General features: G+C 72.5%; 22 protein-coding genes and 1 riboswitch. Of the genes, 14 read left to right on the top strand and 8 right to left on the bottom strand.

All coding sequences use genetic code 11. The annotated features are described in order from the left end of the window. Positions 1-21 precede the first annotated feature (21 nt). The 4 genes from ACFY10_RS32325 to ACFY10_RS32310 all read right to left on the bottom strand — a co-directional run bounded on the left by ACFY10_RS32325 (position 22) and on the right by ACFY10_RS32310 (position 3,203). Entirely contained in the window at positions 22-819 is a 798-nt protein-coding gene (locus ACFY10_RS32325) for an oxygenase MpaB family protein (RefSeq protein WP_390668995.1), read from the bottom strand. A gap of 69 nt (positions 820-888) precedes the next feature. After that, a complete protein-coding gene (locus tag ACFY10_RS32320) occupies positions 889-2,067 on the bottom strand; it encodes an acyl-CoA dehydrogenase family protein (RefSeq protein ID WP_390668765.1) in 1,179 nt (392 codons plus the stop codon). Between the two features lie 136 nt (positions 2,068-2,203). Then, complete coding sequence (locus tag ACFY10_RS32315) at positions 2,204-2,959, bottom strand: CbtA family protein (RefSeq protein WP_390668764.1); 756 nt, start codon at positions 2,957-2,959, stop codon at positions 2,204-2,206. Positions 2,960-2,981: 22 nt separating this feature from the next. After that, positions 2,982-3,203, bottom strand: coding sequence for a CbtB-domain containing protein (locus tag ACFY10_RS32310; RefSeq protein ID WP_390668763.1), 222 nt, complete (start codon positions 3,201-3,203; stop codon positions 2,982-2,984). Positions 3,204-3,240: 37 nt separating this feature from the next. Next, positions 3,241-3,394: riboswitch (cobalamin riboswitch) on the bottom strand. A 95-nt stretch (positions 3,395-3,489) separates the two neighbouring features. Here ACFY10_RS32310 and ACFY10_RS32305 point away from each other — a divergent pair. Continuing rightward, on the top strand, positions 3,490-4,062 hold the full coding sequence (locus ACFY10_RS32305; RefSeq protein ID WP_390668762.1) for a histidine phosphatase family protein: 573 nt from the start codon (positions 3,490-3,492) through the stop codon (positions 4,060-4,062). Between the two features lie 3 nt (positions 4,063-4,065). Here the strand turns inward: ACFY10_RS32305 and ACFY10_RS32300 are convergent, their stop codons facing one another. The 3 genes from ACFY10_RS32300 to ACFY10_RS32290 form a co-directional block, all read right to left on the bottom strand. Continuing rightward, on the bottom strand, positions 4,066-4,437 hold the full coding sequence (locus ACFY10_RS32300; protein ID WP_390668761.1) for a ferredoxin: 372 nt from the start codon (positions 4,435-4,437) through the stop codon (positions 4,066-4,068). Positions 4,438-4,694: 257 nt separating this feature from the next. After that, positions 4,695-7,382, bottom strand: coding sequence for a pyruvate, phosphate dikinase (gene ppdK / locus ACFY10_RS32295; protein WP_390668760.1), 2,688 nt, complete (start codon positions 7,380-7,382; stop codon positions 4,695-4,697). Between the two features lie 24 nt (positions 7,383-7,406). Next, a complete protein-coding gene (locus ACFY10_RS32290) occupies positions 7,407-8,309 on the bottom strand; it encodes a universal stress protein (RefSeq protein WP_390668759.1) in 903 nt (300 codons plus the stop codon). Positions 8,310-8,473: 164 nt separating this feature from the next. On the opposite strand from ACFY10_RS32290, the gene ACFY10_RS32285 reads away from it, so the two are divergent. The 13 genes from ACFY10_RS32285 (at position 8,474) to hypE (ending at position 20,260) form a co-directional block, all read left to right on the top strand. Further along, a complete protein-coding gene (locus ACFY10_RS32285) occupies positions 8,474-9,304 on the top strand; it encodes a universal stress protein (RefSeq protein ID WP_390668758.1) in 831 nt (276 codons plus the stop codon). A gap of 220 nt (positions 9,305-9,524) precedes the next feature. Next, positions 9,525-10,031 carry a hydrogenase maturation protease gene (locus ACFY10_RS32280; RefSeq protein WP_390668757.1) on the top strand — a complete coding sequence of 169 codons (507 nt, stop codon included), beginning with the start codon at positions 9,525-9,527 and terminating at the stop codon, positions 10,029-10,031. Then, positions 10,028-10,195 (top strand): hypothetical protein, encoded by a 168-nt coding sequence (locus tag ACFY10_RS32275; protein ID WP_390668756.1) that lies wholly within the window; start codon positions 10,028-10,030, stop codon positions 10,193-10,195. Before ACFY10_RS32280 ends, ACFY10_RS32275 begins: the two co-directional genes overlap by 4 nt. Further along, positions 10,192-12,480 carry a carbamoyltransferase HypF gene (gene hypF / locus ACFY10_RS32270; protein WP_390668755.1) on the top strand — a complete coding sequence of 763 codons (2,289 nt, stop codon included), beginning with the start codon at positions 10,192-10,194 and terminating at the stop codon, positions 12,478-12,480. The genes ACFY10_RS32275 and hypF overlap by 4 nt, the downstream gene beginning before the upstream one ends. Before the next feature lie 6 nt (positions 12,481-12,486). Beyond that, positions 12,487-12,744 carry a HypC/HybG/HupF family hydrogenase formation chaperone gene (locus ACFY10_RS32265; RefSeq protein ID WP_390668754.1) on the top strand — a complete coding sequence of 86 codons (258 nt, stop codon included), beginning with the start codon at positions 12,487-12,489 and terminating at the stop codon, positions 12,742-12,744. A gap of 224 nt (positions 12,745-12,968) precedes the next feature. Next, positions 12,969-14,099 (top strand): 4Fe-4S dicluster domain-containing protein, encoded by a 1,131-nt coding sequence (locus tag ACFY10_RS32260; protein WP_390668753.1) that lies wholly within the window; start codon positions 12,969-12,971, stop codon positions 14,097-14,099. After that, the gene (locus ACFY10_RS32255) at positions 14,099-14,563 is read left to right on the top strand and encodes a Crp/Fnr family transcriptional regulator (RefSeq protein ID WP_390668752.1); all 465 of its coding nucleotides are present in this window, start codon (positions 14,099-14,101) and stop codon (positions 14,561-14,563) included. Before ACFY10_RS32260 ends, ACFY10_RS32255 begins: the two co-directional genes overlap by 1 nt. Further along, positions 14,560-15,366, top strand: coding sequence for an FAD/NAD(P)-binding protein (locus ACFY10_RS32250; RefSeq protein ID WP_390668751.1), 807 nt, complete (start codon positions 14,560-14,562; stop codon positions 15,364-15,366). Before ACFY10_RS32255 ends, ACFY10_RS32250 begins: the two co-directional genes overlap by 4 nt. A 1-nt stretch (position 15,367) precedes the next feature. Continuing rightward, complete coding sequence (locus tag ACFY10_RS32245) at positions 15,368-16,135, top strand: oxidoreductase (RefSeq protein WP_390668750.1); 768 nt, start codon at positions 15,368-15,370, stop codon at positions 16,133-16,135. Continuing rightward, the gene (locus ACFY10_RS32240) at positions 16,132-17,493 is read left to right on the top strand and encodes a Ni/Fe hydrogenase subunit alpha (RefSeq protein WP_390668749.1); all 1,362 of its coding nucleotides are present in this window, start codon (positions 16,132-16,134) and stop codon (positions 17,491-17,493) included. Before ACFY10_RS32245 ends, ACFY10_RS32240 begins: the two co-directional genes overlap by 4 nt. After that, positions 17,486-18,106 (top strand): CBS domain-containing protein, encoded by a 621-nt coding sequence (locus tag ACFY10_RS32235; protein ID WP_390668748.1) that lies wholly within the window; start codon positions 17,486-17,488, stop codon positions 18,104-18,106. Before ACFY10_RS32240 ends, ACFY10_RS32235 begins: the two co-directional genes overlap by 8 nt. Positions 18,107-18,122: 16 nt before the next feature. Continuing rightward, positions 18,123-19,226, top strand: a complete 1,104-nt coding sequence (gene hypD / locus ACFY10_RS32230) for a hydrogenase formation protein HypD (RefSeq protein WP_390668747.1) — start codon at positions 18,123-18,125, stop codon at positions 19,224-19,226. Continuing rightward, positions 19,223-20,260: a hydrogenase expression/formation protein HypE gene (gene hypE, locus ACFY10_RS32225; RefSeq protein WP_390668746.1), complete on the top strand. Its 1,038-nt coding sequence runs from the start codon at positions 19,223-19,225 to the stop codon at positions 20,258-20,260. Before hypD ends, hypE begins: the two co-directional genes overlap by 4 nt. 1 nt (position 20,261) lies before the next feature. On the opposite strand, the gene ACFY10_RS32220 is transcribed toward hypE, so the two are convergent. Further along, positions 20,262-20,870 carry a TetR/AcrR family transcriptional regulator gene (locus tag ACFY10_RS32220; protein WP_390668745.1) on the bottom strand — a complete coding sequence of 203 codons (609 nt, stop codon included), beginning with the start codon at positions 20,868-20,870 and terminating at the stop codon, positions 20,262-20,264. Between the last annotated feature and the right edge of the window lie 10 nt (positions 20,871-20,880).

Here is a 20,880-nt window from a genome sequence, read left to right as displayed (position 1 = left end):
TGGCTCGTCCAGTATGGCGAGCTATCGTCCGAGTTTGTACGGTGCCGGGCGGGAGCCGGGGCCGAGCCGTGACATGGCGCGCAGGATGTGTTTGGGCGGGAGTTGCCAGCGCAGACGTGCGGGAATGCAGCGAAGCAGGTTGCCTGTGGCACGCAGTTGCAGGGTGATGGTGTCGGGTTTCGGGGCGGGTCTGCCGTACAGCTCGTGGGCGTACGGCGGCAGGGCGGCGTACGCCAGTTGGGCCACGCGCCGCCACAGCACCTCGCGCGCGGGGACGAGGAGGGGGTGCGTCGGCGGGCGGAGCAGGAAGTCGTCCACTTCGCGTGCCTCGGGTCCGACGGCGAGTTCGGGTCGCACCTTCTCGAAGTAGGCGGCCATCTCCTCCTGGTTGGCCGGTACGGCATCGGGGTCGAGGCCCACCAGGCGGGCGCTGACACGCTGTTCGCCGATGTAGCGGTCGGCCTGCGCGTCGGTGAGGCGGAAGCCGGAGCGACGCGCGACCTGGAGGTAGGAGTCGATCTCGGCGCAGTGCACCCACAGCAGCAGCTCCGGCTCGTCGACGCCGTACCGCTCCCCCGTGTCCGGGTCGGTCGCCGACAGCATGCTGTGGATCTTGCGGACGCGGGCGCCGGCCCGCTCGGCGGCCTCGGTGGTGCCGTAGGTGATGGTGCCGACGAAATTGGCGGTGCGCATCAGCCGGCCCCAGGCGTCGCGCCGGAAGTCGGAGTTCTGCATGACGCCGCGCACGGCCCGGGGGTGCAGTGCCTGGAGGTAGAGCGCACGGACGCCGGCGACCCACATCATCGGATCGCCGTGCATCTGCCAGGTCACCGAGGACGGCCCGAACAGCCCGGGGTCACCTGCCTCAAAGCCCGCCACCTCTTGAGGCTAACGCCGTACCCGCGGCATCCCCAGACCGATCCACGAGATGATCTCCCGCTGGATCTCGTTGTTGCCGCCGCCGAAGGTGAAGATGACCGCGGAGCGGTAGCCGCGCTCCAGTTCGCCGTGGAGCACCGCGCCCGCCGAGCCCTCCTTCAGCGCGCCTGCCGCACCGACGATCTCCATCAGCCAGGCGTAGGCGTCCCGGCGCGCCTCGGAGCCGTACACCTTGACGGCGGAGGCGTCCTGCGGGGTGAGGGTGCCGTTCTGGACGGCGTGCACCATGCGCCAGTTGAGGAGCTTCATCGCGTCGAGCTTGGTGTGGGTCTGCGCGAGGCGGCGGCGCACCCAGGGCAGGTCGATCACCCGGCGGCCGTCGGCGAGCTTGGTCTCCGTCGCCCAGCGCTGCACGTCCTGGAGGGCGCGGATCGCCATGGTGCCGTGCGCGGCGAGAGTGACGCGCTCGTGGTTGAGCTGGTTGGTGATCAGCCGCCAGCCCTGGTTCTCGGCGCCGACGCGGCGGGTGACGGGGACGCGGATGTTCTCGTAGTAGCTGGCCGTGGTGTCGTGCGAGGCGAGGGTGTTGATGAGGGTGCAGGAGTAGCCGGGGTCGGTGGTGGGGACGAGGAGCATGGTGATGCCCTTGTGCGGCGGGGCGTCCGGGTCGGTGCGGGTGGCCAGCCACACCCAGTCCGCGGTGTCGCCGTTCGTCGTCCAGATCTTCTGGCCGTTGACGACGTACTCGTCGCCGTCGCGCACCGCACGCGTCTTCAGGGACGCGAGATCCGTCCCCGCGTCGGGCTCGCTGTAGCCGATCGCGAAGTCGATCTCGCCGGAGAGGATCTTCGGCAGGAAGTACGCCTTCTGCTCGTCCGTGCCGAACTGCATGATCGTCGGCCCGACCGTGTTCAGCGCCATCAGCGGCAGCGGTACGCCGGCCTGGGCGGCCTCGTCGAAGAAGATGAACTGCTCCATCGCGGTCAGCCCGCGCCCGCCGTACTCCGTCGGCCAGCCCACGCCGAGCCAGCCGTCCGTGCCCAGGCGCCGGACGGTCTCGCGGTAGAAGCGTTTCTGGGCGGCCGGGTCACCGTGCCGGGCGTAGGCGTTGTCCGGCACCAACTCGGCGAAGTACGAGCGCAGTTCGGTGCGCAGTCGCTGCTGCTCGGGCGTGTATTCGAGGTGCACGGCGCCTCCAGGCTTCCCAGGCCGGTCCTGACCGCGCACACCGTAGAACGTGTTCCAGAAATTGGGAATGGTGCGGCATACGGAAAGGGCCCCCGATTGTCCGGGGGCCCTTTGCCGAGTGAGCTGATCGAACCGATCAGTGGGCGACGGGAGTTGGCCGTGCGGCGCCCGGCGCTCGGACCTGTTTCGGGGCGAGCACCCGTTCCGCCAGCACCCCGAAGACCAGCCCGAAGGAGGTCCACAGGGTCAGCTGGATCGCCAGGGCCGCCAGGCGGAACTGCCAGAGCAGGGTGGCGGAGAAGTCCTTGGGGACCTCGTTGATGGCCGGCAGGAACGCGTAGGCGAGCCCGACGGTGAGAAGGAAGAACGCGCCAGCGGCGAGCGTCGCGTTCCAGTTGCCCAGGCGTGGCGCGAGGCGCTTGCCCAGGATGACGGTGGCGACGGCCAGCAGCACGCTGAGCACCATCATCAGGAAGTACAGCGTGGTGCGCTTGCCGATGGTGCCGGGGTCGCCGACGGACGGCGGGTTGGCCGGGTACTTCAGGAACGGCACGACGTACACGGCGATCAGACCGGCGACCGCCAGGAGCAGCGCGCTCGCGCGCGGCCCGAAGCGGCCGATGCGGCCGAGTGCGAAGCAGTACGCGAGGGCGGCGATGCCGCCGAACGCGACGCCGTAGACGAGGACACCGGTGGACAGGCCCGCGGTGGACTGCATCGTGCGGCTGACGACTTCCATGCCGTGCTCGTGCGAGTGCGCCTCCTCGTAGGCGATGGCCGCGTCGACGCGCGGTTCACCCAGGAAGTAGGCGACGACGAGGGCGAGCAGGCCCGCGGCGAGTCCCGCGAGCATGCCACGCACCAGGAGGTTGCGGACGGTTGCCGAGTTCATGGGCTCGTACGTTCTCCGGCCGTCAGTGGCAGGGGAAGCCGAGCAGGTGGCGGGCGTCGTGCACCCACTCGTGCACGTCCGATCCGTTCATCACGGAGGTGGCGCCCTGCTCGGCGCCGACGAAGTAGAGCAGGACCAGCATCAGGATGCCGAAGAAGACCGCCCAGGGGGCGATCGCGCCGATCGGCAGCTTGGCGGGTACGGCTGTGGGGGTGGTGGTCGGCTGAGCGACAGACTGCGCCATGGCAGGCCCTCCTGGGGAACTCGCGTCCCGTCTCGGTGGTGCACGCGACGACGGGGGCGGGTCTGACTCACCCGGTGCGCACCCAGGGTGCGTACCGGACTTACAGTGGCGCGACCGTGCCGGACTTCCACCGGCTTCCGCTGTGCCGTCATCAATATCCACGAGAAGGTACCGCGAAGCAGAGGTGGGGCCAAGAGCGCACGGGACGGCGGTGAGCGCCCCTGGTGAGCCGTTTTCGCCGTCGGATCAAGGGATTTGAGGGAGTGTCGAGGGCGGGGATGGACGAATGACGAGCCGAGTGATCTTGATCTCACCTGCGATCACCGCGGCCCTCAGGGAGGCCCGCTTCGACGACGGCTGTCCGCTGGACGCATCCGGGCTGCGGCAGGCGCAGGCGGCCGCCGGCACGCTCCCGGCCGCGGAACAGGTCTGGGTCTCCCCCACCGTGCGCTGCCGCGAGACGGCCGGCGCACTCGGCCTCGACGCCGTGGACGCACCGGAGCTGGCGGGACTGGACGCGGGCCGCTGGCGCGGTGCGACGCTGGCGGAGGTGAGCGGGCGGGAGCCGGAGGCGCTGGCCCGCTGGCTGTCGGACCCCGACGCCGCACCGCACGGCGGGGAGTCGGTGGCGGCGCTGTGCGACCGGGTGGCCGGCTGGCTGGAGACGGTCGCGCAGACGCCGGGCCGCACCGTCGCCGTGGCCGAGCCCGAGGCCGTACGGGCCGCGGTGGTGCGGGCCCTCGGGGCGCCGGAGTCGGCGTTCTGGCGCGCCGACGTCCCGCCGCTGGCGGCCGTCGAGCTCAGCGGCAGGTCGGGGCGCTGGAACGTGCGGTTCGGGCAGCCGCTCGCCCCGCTGTGAGTCTCAGTTCAGCGTGGCGAGGAAGTCCGTGCACGCCCGTGCGCAGTCCCGGCCTGCCTTCGCGCCGTCCTCGGCGCCCGGCTGTCGGTCGAAGGCATGGGCGCACTCCAGGCACACGGTGCGGCACCACTCCACCTGGATGCGGATGCCGGCCTCGTCCAGGCGGTTCTGCTCGGACAGCACACGGCAGGTCGCGTCGCACACCTCCGCGCACATGATCCCCTTGCGTCGTACGAGTTCCTGCTCCTGTGTCCCGTCCGGATCCACGAGGCTCGCGCGCAGAGCACACGCGCGTGCGCACTCGGTGCACGCCTGTGCGCAGGCGAAGCGGTCCTCCAGGAACCGGAAGAGCTCCTGCTGGGTCGTCGAAGTCACACCTCGCGGGTTGCCGTCGTCGATCGCCTCAAACACCGGGAACCAAGATCCGGCCGCTCGGGCCGGGACGGGGCGGTTCGCACCGGGCCACAGGGCTACCCGCGAGCGGCCCATGAGTACCCCATGGACGGACGTCGCCGCAGACCGCGGCGACCTGGACCGGTTCGTCGAGGGAACGGTCCCGTCGGCGCCAGGAAAGCCCCGACGAGCTTCACGTTCCCTCAGGCGGCGGGCTCGGGTCGCCGCCCCCGGGGCGTTCACCTGGTGTCGCTGGTGCCCGTGCTGTCCTCGAGCGCGGCGCGTCCGGCCTCCAGCCGGGCGGCCGGGATCCGGAACGGCGAGCAGGAGACGTAGTCCAGGCCCACCCGGTGGAAGAAGTGGATGGAGTCCGGGTCGCCGCCGTGTTCGCCGCACACGCCCGTCTCCAGGCGGGGGTTGACGCCGCGGCCGGCCTCGACGGCCAGCTCCACCAGCCGCCCGACGCCCTCCTGGTCGATCGAGTCGAACGGCGAGACGGCGAAGACGCCCTTCTCCAGGTACAGGGGGAAGAAAGAGGCCTCCGCGTCGTCGCGGGACAGGCCCCAGGTCGTCTGGGTGAGGTCGTTGGTGCCGAAGGAGAAGAAGTCGGCGGACCCGGCGATGCGTGCGGCGGTGAGCGCGGCGCGCGGCAGCTCGATCATCGTGCCGATCGGGCAGTCCAGTGCGGTACCGGTCTCGGCCGCGACATCGGCGAGTACGCGTTCCGTCTCGGCCCGGGCCAGGCGCAGTTCCTCGACCGTGCCGACGAGCGGAATCATGATCTCCGCGCGCGGGTGGCCCCCGGCGCGCAGGCGGGCAGTGACGGCTTCGGCGACGGCGCGTACCTGCATGGCCATCAGGCCGGGCACGGCCAGGCCCAGGCGGACGCCGCGCAGGCCGAGCATCGGGTTCTGCTCGTGCATGCGCTCGACGGCGGCAAGGAGTTCGCTCGCCCGCGGGTCCGGCTCGGTGGCCCGGGCCAGGCGGACGGCGAGTTCCGTGCGGTCGGGCAGGAACTCGTGCAGCGGCGGGTCCAGCAGCCGGATCGTCACCGGCAGTCCGTCCATCGCCTCGAGGATGCCGGTGAAGTCCGCGCGCTGCAGCGGCAGCAGGGCGGCCAGGGCCTGCTCGCGTGCGGTGTCGTCGCGGGCCAGGATCATCGCCTCGACCAGGGCCCTGCGCTCGCCGAGGAACATGTGCTCGGTGCGGCACAGGCCGATGCCCTGTGCGCCGAGGCTGCGGGCGCGTGCGGCGTCCTCGGGGGTGTCGGCGTTGGCCCGCACCTCCAGGCGGCGTACGGAGTCGGCGTGGGCGAGCGCGCCGAGCACCGCTTCGGTGAGGGGGCCGGCCGCGGTGCCGGTCTCCAGGGCCCGGCCGACGTCGGAGGCGGTGAGCGGGAGTTCGCCGAGGTGGACGGTGCCCGCGGTGCCGTCCACGGACACGGTCTCGCCCTCGTGGACGACCACACCCGAGTCGGTGGTGAACGCGCGGGCGGCCGGGTCGACGCCGAGGGATTCCGCGCCGCACACGCACACCTTGCCCATGCCCCGGGCGACGACCGCGGCGTGGCTGGTCTTGCCTCCCCGGCTGGTCAGGACGGCCTGTGCGGCGATCATGCCGGGCAGGTCGTCGGGGGTGGTCTCCCGGCGGACCAGGACGACCTTCTGGCCGGCCGCGGCACGCCGTACCGCTTCGGCGGAGTCGAAGACGACGGCGCCCACCGCGGCGCCCGGCGAGGCGGGCACGCCGTGTGCGAGGGGCCGGTCGGTGGTCTTCACGTCGAAGCGGGGGAACATCAGCCGGGTCAGTTCGGCGCCGTCGACGCGGACCAGTGCCTCGTCGGCGGTGATGGTCTGTTCCTCGCGCAGGTCGTGGGCGATGCGGAAGGCGGCCTCGGCGGTGCGCTTGCCGACCCGGGTCTGCAGGATCCACAGTTTGCCGCGTTCGACGGTGAACTCGACGTCGCACAGGTCCCGGTAGTGGTTCTCCAGGGTGCGCAGGTGGTCGCCGAGCTCGACGTAGGCGCGGGGGTCGAGCGTCTTGAGCTCGCTCAGGGGCAGGGCGTCGCGCACCCCGGCGACGACGTCCTCGCCCTGCGCGTCGGGCAGATAGTCGCCGTACAGGCCGCGTTCGCCGGTGGCGGGGTCGCGGGTGAAGGCGACGCCGGTGCCGCTGCTCTTGGATGCCCCGGTGGAGCCGAGGTTGCCGAAGACCATGGCCTGTACGTTGACTGCAGTGCCGAGGTCCTCGGGGATGTGTTCGCGGTGGCGGTAGACGTGAGCGCGTTCGGTGTTCCAGGAGTCGAAGACCGCGCGGACGGCGCGGGCAAGCTGGTCGGCGGGGTCCTGCGGGAAGTCCTCTCCGGTCTCCTTGCGGATGATGGCCTTGAACTCCTCGGTGAGCCGCACCAGTTCGCCGGTGTCGAGGTCGTGGTCGTCCGCCGTGTGGGCGGCGATGGCCTGCTCGAACAGGTCGCCGTCCACGCCCATCACGGTGTGCCCGAACATCTGGATGAGCCTGCGGTAGGAGTCCCAGGCGAACCGCTCCTGCCCGGACGCCTTGGCGAGCCCGGTGACGGACTCGTCGTTGAGCCCGATGTCGAGGATGGTGTCCATCATGCCGGGCATGGAGAAGCGGGCGCCCGAGCGAACGGACACCAGCAGGGGGTCGTCGGGCGCGCCGAGGGTGCGGCCCATGGCCTGCTCCAGGCCGGCCAGGGCCCGGGCCGCCTCGATGCCGAGTTCGGGCGGCTCCTCGCCCGTCTTCAGGTAGACCTTGCAGGCGTCGGTGGTGACGGTGAATCCGGGCGGGACGGGCAGGCCGATCCGCGTCATCTCGGCGAGTCCGGCGCCCTTGCCGCCGAGCAGGGCGGCCATGTCGCGGCCGCCCTCGGCGAATCCGTACACGTACTTCGTCGGCTGGGTCATGGCGGCCTCTCAGTCGTGGGGATGTCAGTCGTGGGGTACGACGGCCACGGGGCAGCCGACGTGGTGGATGGCGGCGTGGGCGACGGGGCCGGTGCGGGGGACGGTGGGCCGCTCGGTCCTGCGGCGGCCGACGACGAGCAGGCTCGCCCCGGAGGCGGCCCGCACCAGCACGGACTGCGGGCGGCCCTCGGTCACGGTCTCGACCACCTCGACCTCGGGGTACTTCTCGCGCCACACCTGCAGGACGGCGGTCAGGAAGCCGAGCCACTCCTCTCCCCGGTCCGGACGGTTCACCAGGCCGATGTCGCCGGAGCCGAGCCCGATCGGTGAGGGCTGCTGCCAGGCGTGCACGGCCTTCAGGCGTGCCCCGCGCAGCCGGGCCTCCTCGAAGGCGAACTCGATCACCTCGTCGCACGGGTCGGTGAGGTCGATGCCCAGGACCACGTCCCGGTAGCCGGTTCGGGTGGATGCGCCGCCGTCGCCCGCCGGAAGGTGCTCGTCGGCGGCTTCCTCGCCGGCCCGGACGAGGACGACGGGCCGGCCGGCCCGCGCCACCACGCCCAGCGCGACCGAGCCGACCAGGAACCCGGTGAATCCGCTGAGGCCGCGCGAGCCCAGCACCAGCAGATCGGCCCGCTCGGCCGCCTTCAGCAGGGCAGTGGTCGCGGGGCCCTCGACCTGCTCGTCGTCGAGCTTGACGCCGGGGCAGGTACGGCGGATGCGGTCCTCGGCCTGGCGCAGGGACCGCCGTGCAAGGTGGCGCTGGGCGGCCGTGGCGATCTCGCCGTCCTCCTGGCGGGGGTGCCAGTTCCAGGCGTGCACGAGCCGCAGCGGCCGGTCGCGGCGCACGGCCTCGCGGGCGGCCCACTCGGCGGCGGCGAGACTCTCGGCGGAACCGTCGACTCCGGCAATGACGGGCGGAAGCATGATGCGCACCTCCTGCGCTCGGTCTGCTCCTCGCCACCAGCCTCGTCCCGGGGCGTACCGGCAGGTATGGGCCGCCAGGTCTCCGACTGGGTCCGTTCGGCCCCTGCGCACGCCGGGGGCGGGCGGCGAACGTGGAAGGACCACGGCCCGGAAGGCGGCACGCCATGCAACGAGTGATCATCGCCGGTGTCGACCGGTCGGCACGCAGCCGTGCCGCGGCCGACTGGGCCACACGCGAGGCGCTGCTGCGTGGACTGCCCCTGCGGGTGGTGCACGTGGTACCGCCGGCCCCCTTGGATCCCGTGGAGCAGTGGCCGTACCGTCCCGCGGCCGTGGCGGACCATGTGGTGGCCGAACTCGTCGAGCGGCACCCGGCGTTGCACGCGCGGGGCGAGAGCCACACCGGGATGCCGGCCCCGGTCCTGCGTGCCATGGGCGAGGAGACGGAGCTGGTCGTGCTCGGGCTGCGCGGCGAGGGCGGCAGGGCCGGGATCGCGGTGGGTTCCACCGCTGCGGCCCTGGCCTCCGGATCCGCCGGGCCGGTGGTCCTGGTCCCCGGCCCGCTCTCCGGCCAGGGTCCGCCGCGCCCGTCCGCCGGCGTGACCGTCGGTGTCGACGTCCGGGCCCCGGTCGGCGGCGCGCTCGACTTCGCCTTCGAGGCGGCCCGGCTGCGCGGCGCACGGCTGCATGCCGTGTACGCGTGGCAGCTGCCCGCGTCCACCGCTGCCTCGCCCTTCCCCGTGCTGGAGGAGGACCGCGCCACCTGGGAGGATCACGAGGTGCAGCTGCTGTCCGACGTGCTGCGGCCGTGGCGCACGAAGTACCCGGACGTCGACGTCCTGGAGGACGTCGTGCTGTTCACCCCGGTGGAGGCCCTCGTCCACGCCTCGGAAGGCGCCGAACTGGTGGTGGTCGGGCGGCGTGCCACCACCGGTTCCACGCTCCGCGAACTGCTGGAGCACAGCCGGTGCCCGGTCGCCGTCGTCCCGGCGTGATCCGGGAGGGTCGGCCCCGGCGGTTGGGTCATTGCCTCGGAAGGCACCGAACTGGGCGTGACCGGACGGCATTCCGTGCCGGGGGCCATGCTCCGGGGGCTGCTCGAGCACTGCCGCAGCCCGGTCGCCGTCGTCCCCGCATGATCCGGGAGGGTCGGCCCCGGCGGTTGGGTCGTTCGGCCCCTGTGGGGCCGGATGGCGTCGGCGCACCGTGAGGACCATGAGGACGCGGACACGGATCGCCGTCATCGGCGTCGGCAACGAGTTCCGGCACGACGACGGGCTGGGCTGGGCCGTGCTCGCCCGGCTGCGGGAGCGCGCCGCACAGCGGCCGCTGCCGCCCGGCACCGTGCTCGCCACCTGCGACGGCGACCCCGGGCGGCTGATCGGGCTGTGGGAGGGCGCCGGCCTCGCGGTGGTCGTGGACGCGGCCCACGCGCACCCGGGCTCACCCGGGCGGGTGCACCGCCTCGCACTCGATGCCGGACTCCTGGCGCAGCCGCCGACGACCAGCTCGCACGGCCTCGGCCTCGGTGAGGCCGTCGAACTCGCCCGCGTCCTGGGCGTGTTGCCCGACCACCTCGTCGTGTACGCGGTGGAGGGCGCCGAGAGCGCCCTGGGCACCGGCCTCTCCCCCGCCGTCGAGGCGGCCGTGGAACCCCTCGTGCGGGCCGTCGAGTCCGAGATCACCCGGCACCGGGAGACCGCGGCAAGGAGGCCGGCATGACCGTAATGCCCGACCACCTCGTCATATACGCCATGGAAGGCGCCGAGAGCGCGCCGGGCACCGGCCTCCACCCCGCCGCCGAGACGGCCGTGGAACCCCTCGTGCGGGCCGTCGAGTCCGAGATCACTCGGCACCGGCAGACCGCGGCAAGGAGGCCGGCATGACCGTGCGGCGCTTCCATGTGGAGGGGATCGTCCAGGGCGTCGGCTTCCGCCCGTTCGTGTACCGCACTGCATCTGCGCTCGGCCTGGACGGCTGGGTGGCCAATGTCAACGGGCATGTGGAGGGCGAGGTCGCCGGGCCGCTCGGCACGATCGACGAGTTCGCCGCCCGGCTGCGCACCGACGCGCCGGCCCTGGCCCGGGTGCGCCGCGTCCGGCTGACCGGCGGCGCGCCCCGGCCGGCGTACGGCCCGGGTTTCCAGGTACGACACAGCGCACCCGCCGGCGGAGACGCAGCGCCGCGCGAGATCCCGCCCGACGCGGCGATCTGCGACGCCTGCCTGGCCGAGCTGCACGACCCCCACGACCGCCGCCACCGCTACCCGTTCATCAACTGCACGGACTGCGGGCCCCGCGCCACGATCATCGAGGACCTTCCCTACGACCGGATCCGCACCACCATGCGCCGCTTCCCGCTGTGCGCCGGGTGCGCCGCCGAGTACGCCGATCCGGCCGACCGGCGCTTCCACGCCGAACCCGTCGCCTGCCCGGCCTGCGGGCCCAGGCTGGCCTGGGAGGAGCTGCGCGGCGAGGAGGCGCTGCGGGCGGCGGTCAAGGCCGTCGAAGCGGGCGGGATCGTGGCGCTGAAAGGTCTCGGCGGCTATCAGCTCGTGTGCGACGCGGGCGATCCGGCGGCCGTGTCGGAGCTGCGGCGCCGCAAGCACCGTCCGGCGAAACCGTTCGCCGTCATGGTCCGCGACCTCGACACGGCCGCCCGGCTGGCGCGGATCGGCGCCACGGAGCGGCAGGCCCTGACGTCCCCGGAACGTCCTGTCGTGCTGCTCGCCCGGCGCCGGTGGCACGGCGCGGCCCCGCTCGCCCCCGAGGTACACCCCGGCCTGACCCGCGTCGGCCTGTTCCTGCCCACCACCGGCCTGCACCACCTCCTCCTCGACGAGCTGGCCCGCCCTCTCGTGGTCACCAGCGGCAACCTCAGCGACGAGCCGATCGCCGTCGACGACACCGAGGCCCGGCGCACACTGGCCGGTGTCGCGGACGGCTTCCTCACCCACGACCGGCCGATCCGCTCCCGCTACGACGACTCGGTGGTGCAGTTCGCCGGACGGAGCCGGATCACGGTCCGCCGGGCCCGCGGGCTCGCCCCCGCCCCCTTGCCGCTTCCGGTCCGCGAGCCGGTCGCGGGGGCCGGTGCCCAGCTCAAGCACACCTTCACCCTGGCCGCCGACGGCCGGGCCCACCTCGGCCCGCACACCGGAGACCTGGCCGGTCTGGCGGCCCACGACGCGTTCCTGGCGTCGTACGAGCACCTCAAGCGGCTCACCGGCATCGAACCGACCGTCCTCGCCCACGACCTGCACCCCGGTTACCTGTCCACGCAGTGGGCCGAGGCGCAGCCAGTGCGCCGCATTCCGGTGCAGCACCATCACGCGCACGTGGCCGCCTGCGCGGCCGAGCACGGGGTGCAGGGGCGCTTCCTGGGGGTCGCCTACGACGGTCTGGGGCTGGGCGACGACGGCACCCTGTGGGGCGGCGAGATCCTCGTCGCCGATCTGAGCGGCTACCGTCGCGTGGGCAGGTTCGCGACCGCGCCCCTGCCCGGCGGCGACGCTGCGGTACGCCATCCCTCCCGCACGGCCCTGGGCCATCTGTTCGGCGCCGAGACGCTGGGCTCCCCGCGCCCGTATCCGTGGCTCACCCGGTCCTTCACGGAGCGGCTCGATCCGGCCGAGGTCGCCGCCGTGCGCACGATGGTCGCGCGAGGCGTGAACTGCCCGAGCGCGTCGAGTGCCGGCCGGCTCTTCGACACGGTCGCCGCTCTGCTGGGCCTGTGCGAGAGGGCGAGTTACGAGGGCGAGGCCGCCGTCCTGCTCGAAGCGGCCGCGGGCGCCGAGCATGCCGCGGCCCTCGCCCATCGGGTGGTCCGGGCGCAGGGCCTGTGGGTGTACGACCCCGCGCCGACGCTGGCCGATCTGCTGCAGCGGCGGCTGGACGGGGAGCCGGTGGCCCGGCTGGCCGCCGCCTTCCACCTGACGCTCGGGATCGTCACCGCGGAGCTCGTCGCCCGGGCCGTTGCCGAGGGTGCGCCGCGCACGGTGTGTCTCGGCGGTGGCTGCTTCGTCAACCGGCGGCTGCTGACGGAGGTGAAGCGGCGGCTGCACGCGCAGGGGCTGCGGGTGCTGGTCGGAGGTCAGGTTCCGGTCGGGGACGGCGGCATCAGTTACGGGCAGACGGCGGTCGCTGCGGCGCGGCTGGCCGGGGAGAGGTGAGCGCTTATGTGCCTGGGCATCCCGGGACGGGTTGTGGAGATCCACGACGATGCGGGGCTGCGGATGGCGACCGTGGATTTCGGCGGGGTTCGGCGCGAGGTGTGCCTCAGCTGTACGCCCGAGGCGGAGGTGGGGGCGTACGTCATCGTGCATGTCGGGTTTGCGATCACCTTGGTCGACGAAGCGGAGGCGCGGCGGACGCTTGATGTGCTGCGGGCCATGGCGGGGGCCGTTGAGGGCGAGTTGGGCGAGCCCCTGCCGTAGTTGCTCGGTTGGGAAGGCGTTGGGGGCTGCAGGACGTGTTGTGGCCGCGGGTTGTGTGTGGCTGGTCGCGCCCACGCGGCGGAGCCGCATATCGACACAGCCCCGCGCCCCTTACAGGGGCGCTGCAGGTCCGGTCGGCTTGTTCGGCTGGGCCGGTTGGCCCCTGCCTTCGATGGTGGGCTCGGCCGGAAGCTGGTAGTGAGCGAGTGACGAGGAGGAGCGACATGACCGCAGCCCCGGCCGTGCTCGATCGGGACGGGCTCAGTGCCCTGGTCACGGTGCTCGTGGCGGACGGACGGACCGTCGTCGGGCCCACCGTCCGTGACGGAGCGATCGTGCTGTCCCAGCTGACCTCGGCGGACGCGCTGCCGTACGGGTGGGGTGTCGAGCTCGAGGCCGGGCGGTACCGGCTCGTGCCCCGCGAGGACGGGGCCGCTTTCGCGCACAGCGCGGGGCCGCAGTCCTGGAAGAACTTCCTGCACCCGTCCCGGGAGCGATTGTGGAGTGCCGACCGGACGGCGGAGGGCGAGGTGACGTTCACCGCGCACGAGCCCGAGGAACCGGCGTACGCCTTTCTCGGTGTCCGGCCCTGTGACCTGCGGGCCATCGCCATCCAGGACCGGGTGCTGACCGGTGGGCAGTACGAGGACGGCGGCTACGGGAATCGGCGCCGCGGTGCGCTGCTGATCGCCGCCGAGTGCACCGAGCCCGGCGCGACCTGCTTCTGCGTCTCCACCGGTGGCGGGCCCGCGGCCGATCCCGGCTACGACCTGGCGCTGACCGAGGTGGTGGACGAGGACGGCCACCGGTTCCTGGTGCGCGTCGGCAGCGAGGAGGGCGCCCGGCTGCTGGAGCAGGTTCCGCACCATGGCGCCGACCTGGTCACCGAGGCCACCGCCCGCGCCTCGGTGGACGCGGCCCGCGACCGGATGGGCCGCTCGCTGCCCCCGGTCGACCTGCGTGACCTGATGGGCGCGAGCCTGGACGCCGAGCGCTGGAACGATGTCGCCGAGCGCTGTCTGACCTGCGGCAACTGCACCATGGTCTGCCCCACCTGCTTCTGCACCACCACCGAGGAGGTCACCGACCTGACCGGTGACCACACCGAGCGCTGGCAGCGCTGGGACTCCTGCTTCGACCTGGACTTCTCGTATCTGCACGGCGGCTCGGTGCGCCACTCGGCCCGCAGCCGCTACCGGCAGTGGCTCACCCACAAGCTCTCCACCTGGCACGACCAGTTCGACACGACCGGATGCGTGGGCTGCGGGCGTTGCATCGCCTGGTGCCCGGCCGGCATCGACATCACGGAGGAAGTGGCCGCACTGGAGGCCGAACGCGGAACGGAGTCGCACTGATGCCCCCCTCGATCGCCCTGCGCATGAACCACGCCCTGCCCACCGAGCATCGCGAGCGGCTGCTGCGCGTCGGCCGCGAGGTCGGCTTCCCGCCGGGCGCCCGGCTCTTCGAGGAGGGCGGGCACGCGAACCGGTTCTGGATCATCCGCAGCGGCACCGCCGCCCTGGACATGCATGTGCCCGGCCGCCGCCCGCCGGTCGTCGAGACGCTGGGCATCGGCGACCTGCTCGGCTGGTCCTGGCTGTACGAGCCGTTCGTGTGGCAGCTCGGCGCGGGGGCCGTGACCCCTTTGCAGGCCTACGAGTTCGACGCCGTCGCCGTCCGTCTGATGTGCCTCGACGACCCCGAGTTCGGGCGCGCCGTCGAGCACTGGGTCGGCCGGGTCCTCGCCCACCGGCTGAACGCGGCCCGTGCCCGGCTGGTCGACCTGTACGGGATCTACGAGACGAAGGACGAGCGATGACCGCCGTGCCGGTCCCCCACCGGGTGGTCGCCCGCCGCGCGGAGACCACCGACACGGTCACGCTCCGCTTCGAACCCGTCGGCCCCGCACTCCCCGACTTCCGGCCCGGGCAGTTCGCGATGGTGCACTCCTTCGGCCGCGGCGAGATCCCCGTCTCCGTGAGCTCCGTGCAGGCCACCGGCGGCCTCGCGCACACCGTCCGCTCGGTGGGCGCGGTCTCCGACGGGCTGTGCGCGGCCCGGGTCGGTGACGTCCTGGGCATTCGCGGGCCCTACGGCACCAGTTGGGAGCTGGAGCGCGCCCGCGGCCGGGACGTGGTGATCGTCGCGGGCGGCATCGGCTTCGCCCCGCTGCGGCCACTGATCCTGGCCGCGCTGGCCGAGCCGGCGGCCTACCGCCGCGTCAACGTACTGATCGGAGCCCGCACCCCGGGCGACCTGATCGCCCGCAAGGAGGTGGAGAGCTGGGCCACGGCGTACACCGGTGTGACGGTGGACCAGCCCGACCCGGACTGGCGTGGAGACGTCGGTGTGGTCACCCAGCTGCTGGGGCGGGCCCACTTCGATCCGGAGGACGCCTGGGCCTTCGTCTGCGGCCCCGAGCCGATGATCCGGGCGACCGCACGCGAACTCGCCCACCGCGGTGTGCGCCGCGACCGTGTCCGGGTCTCGCTGGAGCGGAACATGCGCTGCGCGACCGGGCACTGCGGGCACTGCCAGCTCGGCCCGCTGCTGGTGTGCCAGGCGGGCCCCGTCGTGGGCTGGGACCGCGCCGAACCCCTGCTCTCCGTAAGGGAGTTGTGAGATGACCCCCACGAAGGCCACCCCGACGCTCGCGGTGTTCAAGCTGGCCTCCTGCGACGGCTGCCAGCTCACCCTGCTGGACTGCGAGGACGAACTCCTGGCTCTGGCGGGCGAGGTGGACATCTCGCACTTCCTCGAGGCGTCCAGCGCGGTGGCGCCCGGCCCGTACGACCTGTCCCTGGTCGAGGGCTCGGTGACCACGGCCGCGGACGCCGAGCGGGTCCGGGCCATCCGTGCCGCCTCGCGCCACCTGGTGACCATCGGGGCGTGCGCCACGGCCGGCGGCATCCAGGCCCTCAGGAACTTCGCGGATGTCGACGAGTTCCGGCGCACGGTCTACGCGCACCCCGAGTACATCTCCACGCTCGCCACCTCCACCCCCGTATCGGCCCATGTGGACGTCGACTTCGAGCTGCGCGGCTGCCCGATCGACCGCAGGCAGCTCATCGAGGTGATCACCGCGTTCCTCGCCGGCCGCAAGCCGGACGTGCCGAACCACAGCGTGTGCTTCGAGTGCAAGCGGCGCGGCACGGTCTGTGTGACGGTCGCCCACGGCACGCCGTGCCTCGGACCGGTCACGCACGCCGGGTGCGGGGCGTTGTGCCCGGCCTACCACCGCGGGTGCTTCGGCTGCTTCGGCCCGTCCGGGTCGGTGAACCTGCCCGCGCTGATCCCGCTGCTGCGCCGCGACGGACTCGACGAGGACGCCGTCGGACGTTTCCTGCACACCTTCAACACCGCAGCTTTCGACGAGGAGTTGAGCAAGTGACGCATCGCGGATCCCGTGTCCTGCACGTCGGCTCGCTGTCCCGGGTCGAGGGCGAGGGCGCCCTGCGTCTGCAGGTGCACGACGGCACGGTCACCGACGCGCGGCTGGAGATCTATGAACCCCCGCGCTTCTTCGAGGCGTTCCTGCGCGGGCGTTCGTACACCGAGCCGCCGGACATCACGGCGCGGGTGTGCGGGATCTGCCCGGTGGCGTACCAGATGAGCGCGTGCGCGGCGATCGAGGACGCGTGCGGGGTGACGGTCGACCCGGTCATCCGGGATCTGCGCCGGCTGCTGTACTGCGGGGAGTGGATCGAGAGCCAGGTCCTGCACATCTATCTGCTGCACGCCCCGGACTTCCTGGGCCGGGCGAGCGCGATCGAACTGGCCCGCACCCACCGGGCGGAAGTGGAGCGGGGGCTGCGGCTGAAGAAGGCCGGCAACTCCCTGATGGAGCTGGTGGGCGGGCGGGCCGTGCATCCCGTGAACGTACGGCTGGGCGGCTTTCACCGAGCGCCGACGCGCGAGGAACTGCGGCCGCTCGCCGAGCAGTTGAAGCAGGCGCTCGACGATGCGTGGGAGACCGTGCGCTGGGTGGCCGGCTTCCAGTTCCCGGACGGCCGCGTCGAGGCCGATCTGCTGGCACTGGCCGACCCCGACACGTACGCCATCGAGGGTGGTACGCCGACGGTGCTGCGCGCGGACGGGAGCACCGCCTCCTTCCCGGTGCGGGAGTTCACCGAGCACGTCACCGAGACCCATGTGGAGCACTCCACCGCGCTGCACTCCCGGCTGGACGGGCGGCTGCATCTCACCGGCTCCCTCGCCCGGTTCGCGATCGGCGGGGCACGGCTGTCGCCGGTCGCACTGGAGGCGGCCGTGGAGGCGGGGCTGGGTGATCCGCGGGAGGGCGCCGTGTGCCGCAATCCGTTCCGGTCGATCCTGGTGCGGGCGGTGGAGAGCGTGTACGCCGTCGCGGAGGCGCTGCGGATCATCGACGGCTACGAGCCGCCCGCACGCCCGTACCTCGAGGTGCCCCCGGTCGCTGGGATCGGCCATGGTGCCACCGAGGCGCCCCGCGGGCTGCTCTACCACCGCTACGAACTCGACGCCGACGGTCTCGTGACCAGTGCCCTGCTGGTGCCGCCAACGGCACAGAACCAGGGTGCGATCGAGGACGACCTGCGCCGGCTGACCCAGCGTGCGATCGGCGAACACGACCCGGACGACGCCGAGTTGACGGCCTTGTGCGAGCGGGCGATCCGAAACCACGACCCGTGCATCTCGTGCTCCACCCACTTCCTCGACCTGACGGTCGTCCGTACCTCGTCAGACACCTCGGGAGGCTGCGATGCCTGAATCTCCGTACACCGTGAGCGATGTGATGACGCACACCGTCGTCGCCGTCGGCAGTGAGGCGCCCTTCAAGGAGGTCGTCGAGCTGCTCGACCAGTGGAAGGTCAGCGCGCTGCCGGTCCTGGCGGGCGAGGGCCGGGTCGTGGGGGTGGTCTCCGAGGCCGATCTGATGGCCAAGGAGGAGTTCAGGGACACCGAGGAGGGGGATCCGGCCGCCCGGAAGAAGGCCGGCGCGGTGACCGCGGGCGAGCTGATGAGCGCCCCGGCCGTGACCGTGCACGCCGACGCCTCGCTGGCCGAGGCCGCCCGGATCATGGCCCGCCGGCACGTCAAGCGACTGCCCGTCGTGGACGGGGTCGGGCTGCTGCAGGGCGTGGTCAGCCGCAGTGATCTGCTGAAGGTCTTCCTCCGAGACGACGAGGAGATCGAACAGGAGATCCGGCGCAGCGTGCTGGGCCAGCTCCCGCTCACCACTCCCCTGACCGTGAGTGTGACCGAGGGCGTGGTCACACTGGGCGGCTCCCTGCCCGACCGGATGCTCGTGCCCGTGGTGGCGCGGGCGGTGCGGGCGGTGGAGGGGGTCGTGGACATCCGGCTCGATCTCACGCATCGATGACGCGCACGGAGGGCCGATGAAGTACCTCGACGAATACCGCGATCCCGTCCTCGCCCGGCGGCTGCTGGACGAACTGCGGCAGACCGCCACCCGGCCCTGGCGGATCATGGAGGTGTGCGGCGGGCAGACCCACACCCTGGTCCGCCAGGGCATCGACGAGCTGCTGCCCGCCGGGATGCGGATGATCCACGGCCCCGGCTGCCCGGTCTGCGTGACTCCGCTGGAGACTTTGGACCGGGCCATGGCCATCGCCGCCCGGCCCGGCGTGATCCTCACCAGCTTCGGCGACATGCTGCGCGTGCCCGGCACGGACACCGACCTGCTGTCACTGCGGGCGCGGGGCTCGGACGTACGCGTGGTGTACGCCCCGATGGACGCCGTGCGCCTGGCCGCCGACCACCCCGACCGGGAGGTGGTCTTCCTCGCCGTCGGCTTCGAGACGACCGCGCCGGCCAATGCGATGGCGGTCCTGCACGCGGCCCGTCTCGGGCTGACGAACTTCTCGATGCTCGTCAGCCATGTCCTGGTGCCGCCGGCCATGACGGCGCTGCTCGACGACCCCGACTGCGAGGTGCAGGCCTTCCTCGCGGCCGGGCATGTGTGCGCGGTGATGGGCTGGACCGAGTACGAGCCGATCGCCGCCCGCTACCGGGTGCCCATCGTGGTCACCGGCTTCGAGCCGCTGGACCTGCTGGAGGGCATCCTGATGGCCGTACGGCAGCTGGAGGCGGGCCGGGCCGAGGTGGAGAACCAGTACGTACGGGCCGTGCGCCGGTCCGGCAACACCGACGCGCAGGACGCCGTCCGCACGGTCTTCCGGGTCACGGACCGGGCCTGGCGGGGCATCGGGGCGCTGCCCGACAGCGGGCTCGAACTCGCCGAGGAATACCGGGACTTCGATGCCACCCGCCGATTCGACGTGGGCGGACTGTGCCCCGTCGAGGACCCTGAGTGCATCGCGGGCGCCATCCTCACCGGGGCGAAGCTGCCCACCGACTGCGCCGCGTACGGCACCCGTTGCACCCCCCGCCACCCCCTGGGCGCGCCGATGGTGTCGTCCGAGGGCACCTGCGCCGCCTTCCACGCGGCCGGACGCACTCCTGCGAGGAGCACGGCATGAGCAGCATCCAATGCCCCACCCCCCACCACGAGGACGAGGTCGTCCTGCTGGGCCACGGCGCCGGCGGACGCCTCACCGCGGAGCTGCTGGACCGGCTGGTGCTGCCCGCCGTGGGCGGCGGCACGGGCCCGCTGGAGGACGCCGCGCTGCTGCCGGGGCATCCCGGTCTGGTGATGAGCACCGACAGCTTCGTCGTCAGCCCGCTGTTCTTCCCCGGCGGGGACATCGGATCCCTCGCCGTGCACGGCACCGTCAACGACCTTGCGATGCGCGGCGCGTGGCCGCTCGCGCTGTCTGTGTCGCTCATCGTCGAGGAGGGGCTGCCCATGGGCGAACTGCGCTCCGTCATGGCCTCGTTGGGCAAGGCGGCGCAGGACGTGGGGGTGCCCGTGGTGACCGGGGACACCAAGGTCGTGGGCCGTGGTGCGGCCGACCGTCTCTTCATCAACACCACCGGTGTCGGGCAGCGGCACGAGCTGCTGTGCCCGTCGGCCGCGTTGGCCCGCCCGGGCGATGTGGTGCTGCTGTCCGGGCCGGTCGGACTGCACGGAACGACCGTGCTGAGCACGCGTGAGGGGCTCGGTTTCGAGAGCGACATCGCCTCGGACACGCGGCCGCTGCACCGGCTGGTGCGCACCCTGGCGCCGCTGGGCACCGCCGTCCATGTGCTGCGTGACCCGACCCGGGGCGGGCTGGCCGCCGCCCTCAACGAGATCGCCCGGGACTCGTCCGTCGCCGTCGAGATCGAGGAGAGTGCCGTCCCGGTGCCCGGGGCGGTGGCCTCCGCCTGCGACCTGCTCGGGCTTGACCCGCTGGTCGTCGCCAACGAGGGCTGCCTGGTCGCCTTCGTCGACGCCGGCGCGGCCGAGGGGGCGCTGGCCGCCCTGCGGTCGCTGCCGGAGGGGGCGCAGGCGGTGCAGATCGGTGAGGTGCTGCAGCAGGGGTCGCGTGGGCGGGTCACAGTGCGGACGCTGGTCGGCGCTCGGCGCATCGTGGAGATGCCGCTGGGCGAGCAGTTGCCCCGGATCTGCTGAGTCAGGCCTGGCGGACGTCGTCTTGGACCAGGCTTGCGATGTGGGTGGTGACCGTGTCGAGGATGTCGGTCCAGGCCGATTCGTCGCCGAGGACGAGGTAGTTGAGGGTCAGCCCGTCGGTCATGGCGGCCAGGTAGCGGGCCAACACCGTTGCGGGGACGGTGAGTTGAAGATTCATGTTCCTGCGCAACCGGTCGATGAGCTCGGTGTAGGCGGCGCCGTACAGCTCGTACTGCCGTCGGGCCAGGTGCTCGAAACCCGGCTCGCGCAGGGCGTACTGGGTGAGTTCGTAGGTGAGCATGTGCTCGTCGGGGTGGGTGCGGACGTGGTCCCAGTACGCCTGGAAGCCGGCCCGGACGGTCTCCACGAGCGTGGCCCTGGGCCGCAGGGCCTGCTTCACCACGGTCACCGAGTGGTCGGTGAGGGTCGTGATGACGGCCTCGAGGAGGGCCTGCTTGGAGTCGAAGCAGTAGTGGAAGACGCTCAGGGACACGCCGGCCTCGGCGGCGATGGACCGGGTCGTCGTCTTGGCGACGCCGTCCCGGGCCATCGCCCTGATCGCCGCTTCCGTCAGCTGTCTGCGCCGTTCGGCCGACGGCATGCGTGCCATGTATGTCCTC

The organism is Streptomyces sp. NPDC001401, from assembly GCF_042895385.1.
Classification (GTDB): domain Bacteria; phylum Actinomycetota; class Actinomycetes; order Streptomycetales; family Streptomycetaceae; genus Streptomyces.
This window is presented reverse-complemented; position numbering and strand designations above follow the sequence as displayed.